This is a genomic window from Nitrosovibrio sp. Nv17, from assembly GCF_900119085.1.
Classification (GTDB): domain Bacteria; phylum Pseudomonadota; class Gammaproteobacteria; order Burkholderiales; family Nitrosomonadaceae; genus Nitrosospira.
In genome coordinates, this window is sequence record NZ_FPIQ01000010.1 from 34,581 (window position 1) to 52,084 (window position 17,504).

A 17,504-nucleotide genomic window follows, 5' to 3' on the forward strand; every position below is an offset into this window, starting at 1 on the left:
AATTGATCGGATGACCCTGACGGATGCTTCGATTTCGTGGCGGCAGCGCACTTTCCCCGTTCCGGCTGGAAAAACTGACCCGTGTACTCGAAGCCGCCGCCCCCCAAGTTTCCCACATTTGCGCGCGGCATTGGCATTTTTGCACGCTTCGCCGGAGCCTCGACGCGGATCGGATCGCGACACTCGAGCATCTGCTGGAATCCACCCTGGACGAAGGCGGCGGAAATGGCGCCGCGGAGCGGGAAGCGGACGAGCTGCTGCTGGTGCTGCCTCGTCCCGGTACCGTCTCTCCATGGTCGTCCAAGGCCACCGACATCGCCCATCGATGCGGGCTGGAGGCGGTGGCGCGGCTGGAGCGCGGCGTGGCGTTCCATGTGCGGAGCCGCGAGCGCAAACTCTCGCCCATGGAGAGACAGATGCTGATCGGATTGATCCATGACCGCATGACCGAGGCGGTATTCGATACATTCGATGATGCACACAGGCTTTTCAGTCACGTCGAGCCCGCGTCGTTCGCAACGGTGGATCTGCTGGGCGGCGGGATTGACGCGCTGCGGCGTGCCAATGAAGGCATGGGGCTTGCGCTGTCGCAGGAGGAGATCGATTATTTTGCCGCCTACTTCCTGCGCATCGGGCGCGATCCCACCGACGTGGAGCTGATGATGTTCGCGCAGGCGAATTCTGAGCACTGCCGCCACAAGATCTTCAATGCCGACTGGGTGGTGGATGGCGTGTCCGGCAAGCCGTCCCTGTTTTCGATGATACGCAACACCCACCGGCAGCATCCCGGGGGGACGGTGGTGGCGTACGCGGACAATGCCGCCATCATCGAGGGAGGCGCGGTGGAGCGCTTCTATCCCGGCCCGGGCAGCGTCTACGGCTATGCGGAAGAATCGACGCACCTTCTGCTGAAGGTGGAAACGCACAATCATCCCACCGCCATCTCTCCCTATCCCGGCGCCGCCACCGGCGTGGGTGGAGAAATCCGCGACGAGGGCGCGACCGGGCGGGGAGGGCAGCCAAGGTCGGGCCTGAGCGGTTTCTCGGTATCCCATCTGCGCATCCCGGATCTTGCCCAGCCCTGGGAGGCGTGTCCGCAGCCGGACGGCAGCCAGGCGTACGGCAGGCCGTCGCGCATCGCATCCGCCCTGGAGATCATGCTCGAGGGGCCTATTGGCAGCGCGGCATTCGGCAATGAGTTCGGCCGCCCCAACCTGGCAGGGTATTTCCGTACCTACGAGGCGCGGGTCGCGGGGGAGATGCGCGGCTATCACAAGCCCGTCATGCTCGCCGGCGGCATGGGCCATGTCGCTGCGCGGCACGCGTTCAAGGAGGCGTTTCCGGATGGGGCGCCCGTGGTCCAGCTCGGTGGACCGGGCATGCTGATCGGCCTGGGGGGGGGAGCAGCCTCCAGCATGGACACCGGCGCCAATGCGGAGCAGCTGGATTTCGACTCGGTGCAGCGGGGCAATGCGGAAATGGAGCGCCGCGCGCAGGAGGTCATCGACCGTTGCTGTCAGATGGAGCGGCAGGGCGTAGCCAATCCCATCCTGTCGATCCATGACGTGGGCGCCGGCGGGCTCTCGAACGCGCTGCCCGAACTGTTGCATGGCGCGGGGCGCGGAGGACGCCTCGATCTGCGGGACATTCCCTCGGAGGAGCCGGGCATGTCGCCCATGCAGATCTGGAGCAACGAGGCGCAGGAGCGGTACGTGCTCGCGCTCCAGCCCGGATCGCTGGCCTTGTTCCGGGCGATCTGCGAGCGCGAGCGTTGCCCCTTCGCGGTGGTGGGCACGGCGACGGCGCAGCCGCAGCTGGTCGTGACCGACGCCGCGTTCGACAGCCGTCCGGTCGATATGGATCTTCCGGCGTTGCTGGGCAAGCCGCCGAGGATGGTGCGCGAGGCGGCGCACCGGGGATGCGCGCCGGCGTCCTTCGATGTCTCCGCGCTGGAGCTGCGCGAGGCGGCCTACCGGGTGTTGCAGCTGCCGGCGGTGGCCGACAAGACGTTTCTCATCACTATCGGGGATCGCAGCGTCGGCGGCATGACCGCGCGCGACCAGATGGTGGGGCCGTGGCAGGTGCCGGTGGCGGACGTCGCCGTGACGCTGATGGGTTACCGGACCTGCCGGGGCGAGGCTTGCGCCGTGGGCGAGCGGGCGCCGCTCGCGCTGATCGACGCTGCCGCTGCGGCGCGCATGGCGGTGGCGGAGGCGATCACCAATCTCGCGGCCGCGCCGATCGAGCATATTGCCGAGATCAAGCTTTCGGCCAACTGGATGGCCGCCGCCGGGCATCCCGGCGAGGATGCCGTGCTGTTCGACGCGGTCCACGCGGTAGGCATGGAGTTCTGTCCGCGGCTGGGCATCAGCATTCCCGTGGGCAAGGATTCCATGTCGATGAAAACCGTATGGGAAGAACCCGGGGGGGACGGCGGGAAGGTCAGGAAGGAAGTGATCGCGCCCCTCACTCTGGTCGTTTCGGCCTTCGCGCGGGTAACCGACGCGCGGAGGACGCTCACCCCGCAGCTGCGCCTGGATTGCGGTGAAACCGAGCTCATCCTGATCGATCTCGGGGAGGGCAGGAACCGCCTCGGTGGATCAGCACTGGCCCAGGTACATGGCCAGATGGGCAGCGAAGCGCCGGATTTGGCCGGGCAGGAGGGTGCGGAAAGGCTCAAGGCGTTCTTCGCGGCGATACAGCGCCTGAACCGGGAGGGCAGGATTCTCGCCTACCACGATCGCTCGGATGGCGGCCTGTTCGTCACACTGTGCGAAATGGCCTTCGCCGGGCGAGCCGGCCTCGCCATCAATCTCGACCAGCTGTGCTTCGATGCCGCCGCCAGCGACATCGACGGTTACGAGTTGCGCCCCGAAGTCATGAATGGGAGATTCAGGGAGCGCATCCTGGCAGCGCTGTTCAGCGAAGAGGCCGGAGCGGTGATCCAGATCCGCTCGGAACAGCGTCAGGAGGTGATGGCCATCCTGTCGGAAGCGAGTTTGAGTCAGGCGTGCTTCGTCATCGGAACGCCCAATGGCCGGGACGACATCCGGTTCTTGCGCAACAACAGGACGGTGCTGGCGGAAAAGCGCGTCGACCTGCACCGCGCCTGGTCGGCGACCACCCATGCGATGCAGGCGCTACGCGATGATCCGGAGTGCGCGCGCCAGGAATACGATCGCATCCTCGACGCTGGCGACCCCGGATTGCATGCAAAGCTGAGCTTTTCCCCGGACGAGGACGTGGCCGCCCCGTTCGTGCACGGCAGCTGCCGGCCGAGGATCGCGATCCTGCGCGAGCAGGGCGTGAACGGCCACGTGGAGATGGCCGCCGCCTTCGACCGGGCAGGATTCGCGGCGATCGACGTGCACATGAGCGACATCGCCTCGGGGCGCGTTTCGCTCGCGGACTACAGGGGGTTCGCCGCCTGTGGCGGATTCTCGTATGGCGACGTGCTGGGTGCTGGCAGGGGTTGGGCCGGTGCCATCCTGTGCAATCCCCGCGTGCGCGACGCGTTCGAGGCATTCTTCCACCGTTCCGATACCTTCGCGCTGGGCGTCTGCAACGGCTGCCAGATGATGAGCGCACTGCGAGAGATTATTCCCGGTGCGCAGCACTGGCCACGCTTCGTGCGCAACCGTTCGGAGCAGTTCGAGGCGCGACTCGTGATGGTCGAGATCCCGGACGGTCCTTCGCTGTTCTTCGATGGCATGGGGGGCAGCCGGCTGCCGGTGGTGGTGGCGCATGGAGAGGGTCGTGCCGAATTTGCCGGGACGGGGCATGCAGAAGCGGCAGCTTCTCTGGTCGCGCTGCGTTTCGTCGACAACCGGGGGGCGCCCACCGAGACGTACCCGTACAATCCCAGCGGCTCGCCGTGCGGCATTGCCGGGATGACCACGCCGGACGGGCGTTTCAGCATCCTGATGCCGCATCCGGAGCGCGGTTTCCGGGCGGTGCAGTATTCATGGCAGCCCGGCTGGGACGGGGACGCGCCCTGGATGCGCATGTTCGGCAACGTGCGCAGATGGGTGGGGTGACGAAACGGGGCAATCAGGGTAGTATGGATGAGATAGACCGCAGGAGGAATCCGCTTGATGCTGTTTGAGCACATCATATTCCGATGCATCCGGCCGTGTGCGTCCGGCCGCGTGCTATTTTTGTCGGCATGGCTTGCTGCCATGCCCGCGGGGGCGGCTCCGGCCAGGGCGGCGGAGGGGACGGCCTGCGTCCCCGTGGGAAGCTGGGTCGTTCCCGGCGCGGCGGAGGTCGCGGGGCGCGACGTCTTCACCCGGGCCGCGAGGAATGCGGTGCTGCTGCTGGGCGAGACGCACGACAACCCGGAGCATCATCGCTGGCAGCTGCAGACGCTGGCCGCGCTGTATGCGCTGCGGCCCGACATGGTCATCGGCTTCGAGATGTTCCCGCGCAGGGTGCAGCCGGTCCTCGACCGCTGGGTGGCGGGCGAGTTGTCCGAATCGCAGTTCCTCGATGCGGTGGACTGGGGGGTCGTCTGGAGCACGGATGCCACCCTGTATCTCCCGCTGTTTCATTTCGCGCGCATGAATCGCATCCCCATGGTGGCACTCAATATCGACACCCGCCTGCGACGGGCCGTCTCGCAGAAGGGATTCGACGCCATTCCCGAGGCCGAGCGCGAGGGCGTGACGCCGCCCGCCGCACCCGGTCCGGCCTATCTCGATTACCTGTTGCCGTTCTACCGGGAGCATGTGCGAGATGGCAAGAAGCGGCTCGACGCCACCCGCGACGATCCCGATTTCCGTCGTTTCGTGGGAACCCAGCAGCTTTGGGACCGGGCCATGGCGCAGGCCCTGCACGCGGCGCTGGCGCAGCCGAACCGCCCCCTGGTGGTCGGCGTCATGGGGTCGGGGCATATCCGGCACGGTTACGGCGTGGCCCACCAGTTGCGGGATCTGGGCGTGCCCGATGTCGGTGCGCTGCTGCCGTGGAACAGCGGCGCCGATTGCGGGCAGGTCGTGGTCGGGCTGGCGGATGCGGTATTCGGCGTGGCCCCGCCTTCGTCCGTTCCACCCGGCCCGCCGCGGCAGCGTCTGGGCATACGCTTCGAGTTGGTGCAGGGAGGCGCACGCGTCCTGCAGGTCGAGAAGGGCAGCATCGCGGAGGCGGCCGGCGTGCGCGACGGCGACGTCATCCTGGAGGCCGCGGGCGTTGCGATCGGCCCTGGCGACGATATCGCGGAGATCGTCAGGCGCCAGGCGCCCGGCACCTGGCTGCCACTCAAGCTGAAGCGTGGCGGTGGCGACAACGTCGAAGCCGTGGCCAAGTTTCCGGCGCTGCCGCGGTGAACCGGCTCATGGACCGCATCGGCGCTTTCCAGCCGGGCAGCCGCGGCGGCATCCTGCTTCTGGTACCGGTCTTCGCTCTTGCCTGCGTGTCCGTGGCGGCTTGCGCAGCGGAGGCTACGGTCCCGGTCCCGGAGCAGGCGCAGATCGGGTACGACATGACCGTACGCATCGATCCGGTGGCGCGCACGCTGGAGGGGCGCAGCGTCATCACGGTGAATACATCGGAAGAATTGTCCCTGGTGCTGGGGCGCCGTTTCGAGGTGACGCGCGGCCGTGTCGGCACGGCGCAGCTGGGCCTCTCGGCGATCACGGGAGAGATGCGCGTCTGGCGCGTTTTCGCGAATGCGCAGATGCCGCGACGCATCGAGGTGCACTGGCGTGGTGAATTGTCGGCGCTCGATACCTCGCTCGATCATGCCCAGACGCTGGGGGGTGCCCAGCCGGCAAGCGGTGCGGACGGGACTTTCCTGCCGGACGCCAGCGGCTGGTATCCCTACATCGCGGGAAAGCTTGCCAGCTATCGCCTTGCCATCGAACTGCCGGCCGGCCAGCGCGGCCTGGTCGCGGGGCGGCTGGCCGAGGAATCGGACACGGACGAAGGGTATCGGGCCCGCTTCGATTTTCCGGCGCCAACCGGCGGCATCGACCTCATGGCCGGCCCCTACAGGATCGAGACTGCCACCATGCGCGGCATCGGCGGCAAGCCGATTCGCCTGCGCACCTATTTTCATCCCGGGATCGCCGATCTCGCAACTTCCTACCTTGCCTCCGCCAGGGGCTACATCGAGCTCTACGAGTCGTGGATCGGAGAGTACCCCTACACCGAGTTCAGCGTGGTGTCCAGTCCCACACCGACGGGCTTCGGCATGCCCACGCTCACCTACCTTGGTATCGAGGTGCTGCGGCTGCCGTTCATCCGTTCCACCTCGCTTGGCCACGAAGTGCTGCACAACTGGTGGGGAAACGGCGTGTATCCCGACTATGCCCAGGGCAACTGGTCTGAGGGGCTGACCACGTTCATGGCGGACTACGCCTACAGGGAGCGCGAGAGCGCCGCGGCCGCCCACGAGATGCGCCGCGGCTGGCTGCGCGACTACGCTGCGCTGGCGCCGGGCCAGGATGCGCCGCTGACCACCTTCACCTCGCGTACCCATGGTGCTTCGCAGATCGTCGGCTACAACAAGGCCGCGATGGTGTTCCTGATGCTGCGCGACCTGCTGGGCCGCGATACGTTCGATCTCGCGCTGCGGTCGTTCTGGAGCGAACATCGTTTCCGTATCGCTTCGTGGGCCGATCTGCGGCATAGCTTCCAGGTGGCGTCGGGGCGCGACCTGGGGGGGTTCTTCGACCAATGGCTCACGCGCGCGGGCGCTCCCCATCTGCGCATCGCGCACGCGGCGCGCTCGCAGACGGATGGCGGGCATCACGTCACGCTCACGCTGGAGCAGTCCGCGCCCGAATACCGCCTGCGCGTGCCCGTCGCGATCCGTACCGCGGAAGGCGAGGAAGTGCATCTGCTCGAACTGGAGCAGGGACGTCAGACCTTTACGCTCGCTGTCGGCGCCCGGCCCGGCGAGGTGGCGCTCGATCCGGATCTGCGATTGTTCCGGCGACTCATGCCGGGCGAGGCGCCCCCCATCCTGCGCCAGGTCATGGTGGACCGAAACACCGTCACCCTCCTGCTGCCGGAGGGCGGCGCAGCGCGTGCCGCCGCCGAAACGCTGGCGGCGAAGCTGCAGCATCGGCCGTCGCGGCCGGGTGAGGCGGCCGATGCGCTGCCCTCCGCACCGGTTCTGGCCATCGGGCTGGAAGCCCAGGTGGATGCGTGGCTGGCCAGGCACGGCCTGCCGGGTCGTCCGGAGGTCGTGCGCGGCAAGGGATCGGCACAGGCCTGGACCGCGAGCCGTCCCGACGGCGGAATGCTGGCGGTGGTGTCGGCACGGGATGCGGCTGCCCTGGAGGCGCTGGCGCGTCCGCTGCCGCACTACGGCCGTCAGAGCTACGTCGTCTTCGAAAATGCCAAGGCGACGGAGCGGGGGGCGTGGCCCACGCGGGTGCAGTCGGTGACGCTGGATTGAGATCGGATGACGGATCGGGGCGCGACGTTCCCGTGCATGCTCGTTTTCCTCGTACAGGATCGGTTTATTTGGTAAAATGCGTTTTAATTTATTCATTTAACGGAGTATTGCATGGCGGTCGAACGTACCCTCTCCATCATCAAGCCGGACGCGGTGGCAAAGAATGTCATCGGGGAAATCTACTCGCGCTTCGAACGCGGCGGCCTCAGGATCGTCGCGGCGCGCATGCTGCATCTCTCGCGGGCGGAAGCCGAGGGATTCTATGCGGTGCATCGCAACCGTCCATTTTTCGGTGATCTGGTGGAATTCATGATCTCGGGGCCGGTCATGGTACAGGTGCTCGAAGGCGAGAACGCGATCGGGAGGAATCGGGATCTGATGGGGGCGACGGATCCCAGGAAGGCCGAGAAGGGAACGATACGTGCCGATTTTGCCGACAGCATCGAAGCCAACGCGGTGCACGGCTCCGACGGACCCGACACTGCCGCGACGGAGATCGCCTATTATTTTCCGGCGCTGGACATCCATCCGCGCTGAGGATGACCTGGAATCCCGATCGCATGAGATGACCGTCAATCTCCTCGACTTCGATGCGAAGGCCCTGACCGATTTCTGTGCGGGCCTCGGCGAAAGGCCGTTTCGTGCCCGGCAGTTGCTGCGCTGGATTCACCGGCGGGGAAAAGCGGATTTCGCGGTAATGAGCGATCTGGCCCAGGCGTTTCGAGCCAAGCTCGCGGCTCGTGCCGTGATCGAGCCGCCGCCCCTGATCGACAGTCATCTGGCTGCCGACGGCACCCGCAAATGGCTGCTGTCGGTCGGCGCCGGCAACGGCATCGAGACCGTCTACATCCCAGAGGCCGGCCGCGGCACCCTGTGCGTGTCGAGCCAGGTGGGCTGCGCGCTGGCCTGCACCTTTTGTTCCACCGGACGGCAGGGTTTCAACCGCAATCTGACGGTCGCGGAGATCGTCGGCCAGCTATGGTGGGCGAACCGTGCGCTCGCCCAGGTCCATGAAGGCCATGCCGCCATGGAACTCGAAGAGCGTCCGGGAGGTCAGAAAAAAGAGCGTGCCTCGCAGGCGTCCGCGGCAAAGGCTCGTGATCGCGCGGTCACCAACGTGGTCATGATGGGCATGGGCGAACCGCTGGCCAATTTCGAGAATGTGGTGACCGCGCTCGATCTGATGCTGGATGACGATGCCTATGGCCTGTCGCGGCGGCGCGTGACGGTCAGCACCTCGGGTCTGGTGCCGGCGATGGATCGGTTGCGCGAACGCTGCCCGGTGGCGCTGGCGGTATCCCTGCATGCGCCCAACGATGGTCTGCGCAGTGAGCTGGTGCCGATCAACAGAAAGTATCCGCTCAGCGAACTCATGGCGGCCTGCCGTCGCTACCTCCAGTCTGCGCCGAGGGATTTCATCACCTTCGAATACGTCATGCTGGAAGGGATCAACGACAGTCCGGAACATGCGCGCGAGCTGATACAGCTGGTGAGGGATACGCCGTGCAAGTTCAACCTGATTCCGTTCAATCCGTTTCCCGGTTCGGGCTATCGGCGTTCGTCGGCGGAGGCGGTGCGTGTCTTTCGCGACGTGCTGATGCAGGCGGAGTTGATGACGACCGTGCGCAGGACCCGCGGCGACGACATTGCGGCAGCCTGCGGGCAGCTCGCCGGCAGAGTGCGCGACAAGACCCGGCGAGCGGAGCGGAATACCCTGGAAGCGGTGGGATGAGGCGCAAGCCGGATGCCTGCGCATCCTTTTCCGCGGTGTCCCGGCCATGCGGGGGCGCGACATGAGCACGGTCGACGAAAGTGGAAGCCACGCAACGGAGACGGGATCGAACGGCTCGGGCGCGCGCATCGGGGATGCGTTGCGCAGCGCCCGGCTGGCGCGCGGCATGAGCGTCGGCGATGCCGCCCGGCAGCTGCGTCTGTCGGTACGCCAGATCACGGCGCTGGAGCAGGACGACTACGACAAGCTCGCCGGCGGCACCTTTCTGCGCGGTTTCGTGCGCAACTATGCCAGGCTGTTGCAGATGGATGCAAAGCCCCTGCTGCAGCGGCTGGAGCAGTCCCAGCCCGCGGTGCCCGTCCAGACCATTTCGTATCGGACGGAAGGCATTCCCTTCCCGTCGGGCCAGGGTGGAGGAAAGCGCGGCCTGCTCATCGCCGCAGCAGTCATCCTGGTGCTGCTGCTGGCTTTCGAGATCCATGAAGGGGGCGGAGGCGGTGCCGGCGGACTGGCGTTCATGAAAACGGAACCCGGCGACGGGATCGGGCCGGTCGAGCCATCGCAGGATCGGTCGCCATTTGCCGGTGACGCCGGTGACGCCGGCGACGCCGGGACAGGGACGGGCGGCGAACCGGCGAACCGGGCGGCGGCCGGTGAGGCGCCGGAGATATCCGCGCCGCTCCCGGCTCCAGTTCCCCGTACGCCCGGCGTGGGCACCGAACCGGCGGAAATCGCCGCACGCGCGCTGTTCGAGAGTCCGCCCCCGGAGCCGGTGACGGGAAAGGATGCGCTGCATCTCACTTTCGATGGCGAATCCTGGGTCGAGGTCAAGGATGACGATGGCAGGCTGCTGCTTTCCCGGATCAATCCCGCTGGCACGCAACAGGTGCTGCGCGGCAAGCCGCCGTTCTTTCTCACGATAGGCAACGCCGCCCAGGTCAGACTGGTCTACAATAGCAGGCCGGTGGATCTGGCGCCTCATACCAATGCCTATGGCGGGACGGCGCGTCTTTCCATTCAATAGATTTCCATATTTCGTAGGGTTATCGTACCAGCCATGACCATGTCGCAAAGCATCTTTCCGCCCCGTCGCCACAGTGTCGGGGTGCGTGTGGGGACCGTCACGGTGGGCGGCGGCGCACCGGTGGTAGTGCAGTCCATGACCAACACCGATACCGAGGACGAGATCGCCACGACCACGCAGGTGGCCGAGCTCGCGCGTGCAGGATCGGAACTGGTGCGCATCACCGTCAACACCCCCGCCGCTGCCCAGGCGGTACCGGGGATCCGCGCCCGACTCGACGACATGGGTTGCGACGTACCGTTGATCGGAGACTTCCATTTCAACGGCCACAAGCTGGTGACCGACTATCCGGCGTGCGCAAGGGCGCTGGCAAAGTACCGCATCAATCCCGGCAACGTGGGCCATGGCAGGAAGCGGGACGAACAGTTCTCCATCCTGATCGAGGCAGCCTGCAAGTACGGCAAGCCGGTGCGCATCGGCGTCAACTGGGGCAGCCTGGATCCGGAGCTGCTGGCCCGCATCATGGATGAGAATGCCAGATCCCCCGACCCGAAGGATGCGAAACTGGTCATGCGCGAAGCGATGATCACCTCCGCACTGGAGAGCGCCGCGCGGGCGGAGGAGATCGGGCTGGGACGCGACCGTATCATCCTGTCCTGCAAGGTCAGCGGTGTTCAGGACCTGATCGCGGTGTACCGCGATCTGGCGGCGTCCTGCGATCATGCGCTGCACCTCGGACTGACCGAGGCGGGGATGGGCTCCAAGGGGATCGTCGCTTCCGCCGCCGCGCTGTCGGTGCTGCTGCTCGGCGGCATCGGCGACACCATCCGCGTCTCGCTGACACCGGATCCGGGGGGAGATCGCGCCCGCGAGGTGGTGGTGGCCCAGGAGATTCTGCAGACCACGGGGCTGCGGGCCTTCGTTCCGCTGGTGGCGGCATGCCCCGGCTGCGGACGCACTACCAGCACCTACTTCCAGGAACTCGCGGAAAGCATACAAGGCTATGTGCGTACCCAGATGCCGGTATGGCGAGAGGAGTACGAGGGCGTGGAGAACATGACCCTGGCAGTGATGGGGTGCGTGGTCAACGGCCCGGGGGAAAGCAAGCACGCCAATATCGGCATCAGCCTGCCCGGTTCGGGAGAAAGGCCGGTGGCGCCGGTCTATGTGGATGGACAAAAGTCGGTCACCCTGAAGGGCGACAATATCGCGGGCGAGTTCCGCCAACTCGTCGATGCATACGTACAGACGAGGTACCCGAGGAAGCAGGCCGTCGCAGCAGTCAGGCAATGACCCGATCCATCCAGGCCATCCGCGGGATGAACGACGTCCTGCCCGACCAGGCGTATCTGTGGGAATTCTTCGAGCAGACCGTGCGGGAGTGGATGGCATCCTATGGATACCGCAACATCCGCATGCCCATCGTCGAACAGGCCGACCTGTTCGTGCGTTCCATCGGAGCGGTGACCGACATCGTCGAGAAGGAGATGTATGCCTTCGACGACAGTCTCAATGGCGACAGGCTGGCGCTGCGCCCGGAGGGCACCGCTTCCTGCGTGCGTGCGGTGCTGGAGCACAGCCTGCTGTACGGTGGACCCCAGAGGCTGTACTATTCCGGACCCATGTTCCGCCATGAGCGTCCGCAGAAAGGTCGCTACCGCCAATTCCACCAGGTGGGGGTCGAAGCGCTGGGCTATCCCGGCCCGGACATCGATGCCGAGCTCATCGTCATGTGCGCGGATCTGTGGAAGAGGCTGGGCGTTCCGGGGGTGCGCCTGGAGATCGGCACGCTGGGCAGCCTCGAGGCGCGCACCCTGTACCGGTCGCGGCTCATCGGATACCTGGAACGGCACCTGGGCAGGCTGGACGAGGATGCGCGCAGGCGCCTGCACAGCAACCCCCTGCGGATACTCGACAGCAAGAATCCGCAGATGCAGGCGGTGATCGAGGCTGCCCCCCGGCTGCTGGACGATCTGGACCAGGACTCGCTGGAGCATTTCGAGGCGCTGCAGCGCCTCCTGCGCGCACAGGGCGTGGCGTTCGAGATCAATTCCCGGCTGGTCAGGGGACTGGACTACTACAACCGCACCGTGTTCGAGTGGGTCACGGACCGGCTGGGGGCACAGGGCGCCGTGTGTGCCGGCGGGCGCTACGATGGCCTGCTGGAACAGATCGGCGGCAAGGCGGCGGCCGCGCCCGCGTGCGGTTTCGCCATGGGGGTGGAGCGGGTGCTCGCGCTGATGCTGGAATCGGGCGGCGAGATCCCGCATGCCGTGCCCGATGCGTACGTGGTGCACCAGGGCGAGGCGGCGCAGGCGGTTGCGTGGAAAACCGTCCGTTATCTGCGCGACAGGGGGTTTCGGGCGATCCTTCACTGCGGAGCCGGCAACTTCAAGGCGCAGATGAAGAAAGCGGACAGCAGCAACGCACGTTATGCGATCATCATCGGCGAGGACGAGGTGCGGGCGGAGGAGGTCAGCGTCAAGCCCCTGCGCTCGGGGGCGCCGCAGGCACGGATCGGCCTCGCAGCAGCGGGCGATCTGCTCGGACGAGGCTGAAGCCGAACGGGATATTACTGACGGGGAATCGGATGGCGATCTACGATCTGGAAGAACAGGAGAAGATAGACGGTCTCAAGTCCTGGTGGGAGGCCAACGGCACGCTGGTGATCATATTCGTCGCGACCCTGATCGCCACGACCGCGGGCTACCGGATTTGGAAGCACTATACGGCGCAGCAGACGGAACAGGCGGCGGAACTCTATGCCTCGCTGTTGCAGGTCGATGCCGACGGCGATCCCAAAAAGACCGGCGACGCGGCGCATCTGCTGATGGAAGGCTATCCCGCCAGCGGCTACGCGGCCCGCGCCGCCCTGATCTCGGCGCGGGCAAGCTTCGAGGCGGGGGACAGGCAGACCGCCAAAGGCCGCCTGCAGTGGATACTGGACAATGTCAAGGAAGAGGAGTTGAAGGATCTGGCGCGCCTGCGGCTGGCGGGGATCCTGCTGGACGAGGAGCGGTACGACGATGCCCTGCGACTGCTGGACACCGGACACGGTCCATCCTTCGACGGCCTGTACGCGGATCTCAAGGGCGACATCCTGGTTTCGGCAGGGAAGCCCGCCGAGGCGGTTGCCGCCTATCGGGCCGCACTCGGCAGACTTGAACAGGACGGTGTCTACCACGGTATCGTCCAGATGAAGCTCGATGCACTGGCGGAGGGTGGATAGAACGCCCGGCCTGCGATCCGCGCATGGAAAGGCGGCTGCAATGAAGCACTCCTGCCGGATCGTCCGCGGCGGATTCATGCAGGCGATCGCCGCCGTCACGGGCCGGCTTCCACGACGGGCCACCGTGCTCGTGCTCTCAGGGATCCTGATCCTTGCGGGGTGTGCGAACGTCATCGACATGGGGCGCGATCTGGCCCGGGATCTCTCGGATATCGATGTCGAGGGCATGAGTGGCGGCCTCATAGGCGGCAATACCTTCGAGTTCAGCCCGGAGCAGGCTGCCCAGCTGGAAAGGATCCCCAAGATTCCCCTGTTGTGGCGAGGCGACATTGAGGAAAGCCGGGTCATGGGATTCATGCCGGTGGCCGAGGGCGGGGCCGTCTATGCGGCGGGAGCGAATGGGTTGATGGTGCGTTTCGACCCCGCCACCGGCCGGCAGGAGGGCCGTGTCGATACCAAGCGCCCGTTGTCCGGCGGTGTGGGAACGGGGGAAGGCATGCTGTTGCTCGGCACCCTCAAGGGCGAGGTCCTGGCATATGGCAGTGATGATGGCAAGTTGCGCTGGACGGCGCGGGTATCGACCGAGGTGCTGAGTCCGCCACGGGCGGCAAATGGCATGGTTGCGGTGCGCAGCGGGGATGGCCGGATATTCGGCCTGGAAGCCGGCAGCGGCAAGCGCAGGTGGATCTACCAGGGAGCGACGCCATCCCTGATGGTGCGCAGCTTTGCCGGGGTGCTGATCCTGCGGGACCGCGTGTACGCCGGGTTCGCGGGCGGCAGGCTGGTGGCGCTGGATCTGGAGAACGGCAGGGTCGTCTGGGAGGCGGTCGTGTCGCGGGCGCGCGGCGCCACCGAACTGGAGCGGGTGACGGATATCACCGGCCTGCCGGTGGTCGACGACTACCGCATCTGCGCAGTGGCCTATCAGGGACGAGTGGCCTGCTTCGACCTCGATCGCGGCAATCCGATCTGGACACGGGATGCATCGAGCAGCGCGGGTCTCGCCATGAACGATCACCACGTCTACGTGAGCGATGCAAAGGGTGCAGTCATCGCCTACGACAAGAACGTGGGCACCGATATCTGGAAGCAGGAGCTGCTCGCCGGCGTTCAGCTGTCTCCGCCGCTGGTGCGGGATGCGTACGTGGTGGTTGGCGATTCCATGGGATATGTGAATGTCATCAGAAGTGACACAGGCAGCATCGTGGCACGCGTTGCCACCGATGGAAGCGCCATCGTGGCCCGCCCGCTTCCGTTGCCCGACGGCGTCCTGGTACAGACCAGGATGGGGGGATTGTATGCCTTTGGCATTTAATGGGCTCGGTCACGCCGTATTTTCCCGTATCCTGATTGCAGATGCCGCCCATCGTCGTTTCCGTGCAATGGCGGAGAAATACGAACCCGCCAGGATGCGCAGTGGCCCATAAGCCCACTCTGGTGCTGGTGGGGCGGCCCAATGTCGGCAAGTCTACGCTCTTCAACCGCCTGACTCGCAGCCGCGATGCCATCGTGGCGGATATCCCGGGCCTGACGCGGGATCGCCACTACGGCCAGGGCAGGTACGGCGAGAAACCCTACCTGGTGGTCGATACCGGGGGGTTCGAGCCGATGGCGAAGGATGGCATCCTGCACCAGATGGCATCCCAGACCCGGCAGGCGGTGGATGAGTCCGATCGGGTATTGTTCATCGTCGATGGCAGGACGGGCCTGGCATCGCATGACAGAGTGATCGCGGAGCAGTTGCGCCGGACCGGTCGCGCCATCATGCTGGTGGTGAACAAGGCCGAAGGCATGGCACGATCGATCGTCGCCGCCGAATTCCACGAGCTTGGGCTGGGGGATCCGTGCGTGATTTCCGCCGCGCATGGCGACAACGTGGATGAGCTGGTGGAGCGGGCACTGGCGGATTTTGCTGCCTTCCAGGAGGAGGAGGCAGAGGTACGGTATCCGAAGATCGCCATCGTGGGACGCCCCAACGTGGGAAAATCGACCCTTTTGAATGCGTTGCTGGGTGAAGACCGCGTCATCGTGTCGGACCAGCCCGGCACCACCCGGGACAGCATCCAGGTCGACTTCCACCACGGCGACCGTGCCTACCGGTTGATCGATACCGCCGGGCTGAGACGGCGCGGGAAGGTGTTCGAGACCATGGAGAAATTCTCTGTAATCAAGACTCTGCAGTCTGTGGAGGAGGCCAACGTGGTCATTCTGGTGCTGGACGCGCGCAGCGAAATCTCCGAACAGGACGCGCATATCGCCGGTTTCATCCTCGAAAGCGGGCGGGCGCTGGTGGTGGCCGTCAACAAGTGGGAGCGCCTGGAGCCTGATCGGCGCGATCTCGTCAAGGCGGCAATTGCCCGCAAGCTCACCTTCCTGTCGGTCTTCGCGAGGTTCCACTACATTTCGGCGTTGCTGGGGCAAGGAGTGAAGGAATTGCTGCCGTCGGTCGACAAGGCATACGCGGCAGCGATGGCGGACCTGTCGACGCCGAAGCTTACCCGTATCCTGGCGGCGGCGGTGGAGAAGCAGCCTCCTCCGCGTGTCGGCATGCAGCGTCCCAAGCCGCGCTATGCCCATCAGGGTGGAAGCAATCCGCCGCTGATCGTGATCCATGGCAATGCCCTCGACAAGATCACGGAAACCTATCAACGCTACCTGGAGAACACCTTCCGCGAGGCCTTCGGGCTGATGGGCACGCCGCTGCGGGTGGTGTTCCGGTCGGGGAGCAATCCCTATGCCGAGAAGCGTGCCGGGCCCCTCAGCGAGGCGCAGGCGAGACACGCCCATCGCCGCCGCATGATCGGCAGGAAGAAATACGGATGAATGACTGAAGTGAAAACGCGGCAGCGGCGCGGGACCGGTCAGTGCAGGATGCGCGGCACGCTCAGGATGAACTCGGGAATGGCGGCGTCGAAGCGCAGGCCGTCCTCGGCGACCATCTGGTAGCTGCCCTTCATGGAGCCGACCGGCGTCGAGATGGCGGTTCCGCTGGTGTATTCAAAACTGTCGCCGGGTTTGAGCAATGGCTGTTCCCCGACCACGCCCAGCCCCCTTACCTCCTGTACCCCGCCTACGCCGTCCGCGATGATCCAGTGCCGGCTGATGAGCTGCGCCGGGACCGTGCCGGTGTTGGCAAGCAGGATGGTGTAGGCGAAGACATAGCGATCCGCCGCTTCGTCCGACTGCTCCGGAAGATAGGTGGTGTGAACGGTGACGACGATCTCGTACTTTTTTTCTTCGGTCATTCCGGCATTCCACACTATTTTCGGGATCACGGCAAGGGCGGCGCCGCCGCGCGCCATCAGGCGGCCGGATGCGCCCTTTCCGGACTCCATTCCGGCTGTTAGCGTGGAACGTCCTTTACGGTTAAAATGATGCTTTTTTAATACAAGGAAGCCTTCATGGCAAACTATCGCATCGCTCCCAGCATACTCTCGGCAAATTTCGCCAAACTGGGAGAGGAGATCACGGCTGTCATCGAGTCGGGCGCGGATATCATCCATTTCGACGTGATGGACAACCACTACGTGCCCAATCTTACCATAGGCCCGCTCGTATGCGAGGCGATACGCCCCCTGACGGAAGCGCTGATCGACGTGCACCTGATGGTCGAACCGGTCGATCGGATCGTTCCGGATTTCGCCAAGGCGGGAGCCAACATCATTTCCTTCCACCCAGAGGCTTCCAGGCACATCGACCGCACCATTGGGCTCATCCATGAACAAGGTTGCAAGGCCGGTCTGGTGTTCAATCCGGCAACGCCCCTGCATTATCTCGACCATGTGCTCGACAAGCTCGATCTGGTGCTGATCATGTCGGTGAACCCCGGCTTCGGCGGGCAGAAGTTCATCCCGGAGGCGCTGCAGAAGCTGACGGCGGTGCGCCGACGCATCGATGCGAGTGGAAGGGACGTCATCCTGGAGATCGACGGCGGGGTGAAGGTGGACAACATCGCCGAGATCGCGCGCGCCGGGGCCGACACTTTCGTGGCAGGTTCCGCCATCTACGGTGCCGGCAGGGACGACGATCCGCACCGGTACGACAGCATCATCGCCGCGCTGCGCGCGGAACTGGCCAGGACCTGAGGCCAGTCGGCCAGGAACAGCGCCACAGCCCG

General features: G+C 65.6%; 13 protein-coding genes. 12 read left to right on the plus strand and 1 reads right to left on the minus strand.

From position 1 onward, the window contains the following. Positions 1-23: 23 nt before the first annotated feature. From purL to der, 11 genes are all read left to right on the plus strand, one after another. The gene (gene purL / locus BT108_RS07400; protein WP_072293901.1) at positions 24-4,037 is read left to right on the plus strand and encodes a phosphoribosylformylglycinamidine synthase; all 4,014 of its coding nucleotides are present in this window, start codon (positions 24-26) and stop codon (positions 4,035-4,037) included. A 141-nt stretch (positions 4,038-4,178) separates the two neighbouring features. Further along, positions 4,179-5,324, plus strand: a complete 1,146-nt coding sequence (locus tag BT108_RS07405; RefSeq protein ID WP_072293947.1) for a ChaN family lipoprotein — start codon at positions 4,179-4,181, stop codon at positions 5,322-5,324. After that, positions 5,321-7,402: a M1 family metallopeptidase gene (locus BT108_RS07410; protein ID WP_255369652.1), complete on the plus strand. Its 2,082-nt coding sequence runs from the start codon at positions 5,321-5,323 to the stop codon at positions 7,400-7,402. The genes BT108_RS07405 and BT108_RS07410 overlap by 4 nt, the downstream gene beginning before the upstream one ends. A 111-nt stretch (positions 7,403-7,513) precedes the next feature. Then, entirely contained in the window at positions 7,514-7,939 is a 426-nt protein-coding gene (gene ndk, locus BT108_RS07415; RefSeq protein ID WP_072293903.1) for a nucleoside-diphosphate kinase, read from the plus strand. 28 nt (positions 7,940-7,967) lie between these two features. Then, entirely contained in the window at positions 7,968-9,134 is a 1,167-nt protein-coding gene (rlmN, locus tag BT108_RS07420; RefSeq protein WP_072293904.1) for a 23S rRNA (adenine(2503)-C(2))-methyltransferase RlmN, read from the plus strand. A gap of 61 nt (positions 9,135-9,195) precedes the next feature. Next, on the plus strand, positions 9,196-10,158 hold the full coding sequence (locus BT108_RS07425) for a helix-turn-helix domain-containing protein (protein WP_177257274.1): 963 nt from the start codon (positions 9,196-9,198) through the stop codon (positions 10,156-10,158). 39 nt (positions 10,159-10,197) lie between these two features. Continuing rightward, the gene (ispG, locus tag BT108_RS07430) at positions 10,198-11,451 is read left to right on the plus strand and encodes a flavodoxin-dependent (E)-4-hydroxy-3-methylbut-2-enyl-diphosphate synthase (protein ID WP_072293906.1); all 1,254 of its coding nucleotides are present in this window, start codon (positions 10,198-10,200) and stop codon (positions 11,449-11,451) included. Then, on the plus strand, positions 11,448-12,716 hold the full coding sequence (hisS, locus tag BT108_RS07435) for a histidine--tRNA ligase (RefSeq protein WP_072293907.1): 1,269 nt from the start codon (positions 11,448-11,450) through the stop codon (positions 12,714-12,716). Before ispG ends, hisS begins: the two co-directional genes overlap by 4 nt. A 32-nt stretch (positions 12,717-12,748) precedes the next feature. After that, the gene (locus BT108_RS07440; protein ID WP_072293908.1) at positions 12,749-13,387 is read left to right on the plus strand and encodes a YfgM family protein; all 639 of its coding nucleotides are present in this window, start codon (positions 12,749-12,751) and stop codon (positions 13,385-13,387) included. Between the two features lie 40 nt (positions 13,388-13,427). Beyond that, positions 13,428-14,702 carry an outer membrane protein assembly factor BamB gene (gene bamB, locus BT108_RS07445; protein WP_255369653.1) on the plus strand — a complete coding sequence of 425 codons (1,275 nt, stop codon included), beginning with the start codon at positions 13,428-13,430 and terminating at the stop codon, positions 14,700-14,702. A 101-nt stretch (positions 14,703-14,803) separates the two neighbouring features. Then, on the plus strand, positions 14,804-16,210 hold the full coding sequence (gene der, locus BT108_RS07450; RefSeq protein ID WP_072293909.1) for a ribosome biogenesis GTPase Der: 1,407 nt from the start codon (positions 14,804-14,806) through the stop codon (positions 16,208-16,210). Between the two features lie 38 nt (positions 16,211-16,248). Here the strand turns inward: der and apaG are convergent, their stop codons facing one another. After that, complete coding sequence (gene apaG / locus BT108_RS07455; protein WP_072293949.1) at positions 16,249-16,632, minus strand: Co2+/Mg2+ efflux protein ApaG; 384 nt, start codon at positions 16,630-16,632, stop codon at positions 16,249-16,251. Positions 16,633-16,788: 156 nt separating this feature from the next. On the opposite strand from apaG, the gene rpe reads away from it, so the two are divergent. Next, positions 16,789-17,472 carry a ribulose-phosphate 3-epimerase gene (gene rpe / locus BT108_RS07460; protein ID WP_072293910.1) on the plus strand — a complete coding sequence of 228 codons (684 nt, stop codon included), beginning with the start codon at positions 16,789-16,791 and terminating at the stop codon, positions 17,470-17,472. The last annotated feature ends 32 nt before the right edge of the window (positions 17,473-17,504 follow it).

Coding starts and splice junctions, on each gene's coding strand:
- purL (WP_072293901.1), top strand. CDS start 24: ATGCTTCGATTTCGTGGCGGCAGCGCACTTTCCCCGTTCCGGCTGGAA.
- BT108_RS07405 (WP_072293947.1), top strand. CDS start 4,179: ATGCCCGCGGGGGCGGCTCCGGCCAGGGCGGCGGAGGGGACGGCCTGC.
- ndk (WP_072293903.1), top strand. CDS start 7,514: ATGGCGGTCGAACGTACCCTCTCCATCATCAAGCCGGACGCGGTGGCA.
- rlmN (WP_072293904.1), top strand. CDS start 7,968: ATGACCGTCAATCTCCTCGACTTCGATGCGAAGGCCCTGACCGATTTC.
- BT108_RS07425 (WP_177257274.1), top strand. CDS start 9,196: ATGAGCACGGTCGACGAAAGTGGAAGCCACGCAACGGAGACGGGATCG.
- ispG (WP_072293906.1), top strand. CDS start 10,198: ATGTCGCAAAGCATCTTTCCGCCCCGTCGCCACAGTGTCGGGGTGCGT.
- hisS (WP_072293907.1), top strand. CDS start 11,448: ATGACCCGATCCATCCAGGCCATCCGCGGGATGAACGACGTCCTGCCC.
- BT108_RS07440 (WP_072293908.1), top strand. CDS start 12,749: ATGGCGATCTACGATCTGGAAGAACAGGAGAAGATAGACGGTCTCAAG.
- bamB (WP_255369653.1), top strand. CDS start 13,428: ATGAAGCACTCCTGCCGGATCGTCCGCGGCGGATTCATGCAGGCGATC.
- apaG (WP_072293949.1), bottom strand. CDS start 16,632: ATGACCGAAGAAAAAAAGTACGAGATCGTCGTCACCGTTCACACCACC.
- rpe (WP_072293910.1), top strand. CDS start 16,789: ATGGCAAACTATCGCATCGCTCCCAGCATACTCTCGGCAAATTTCGCC.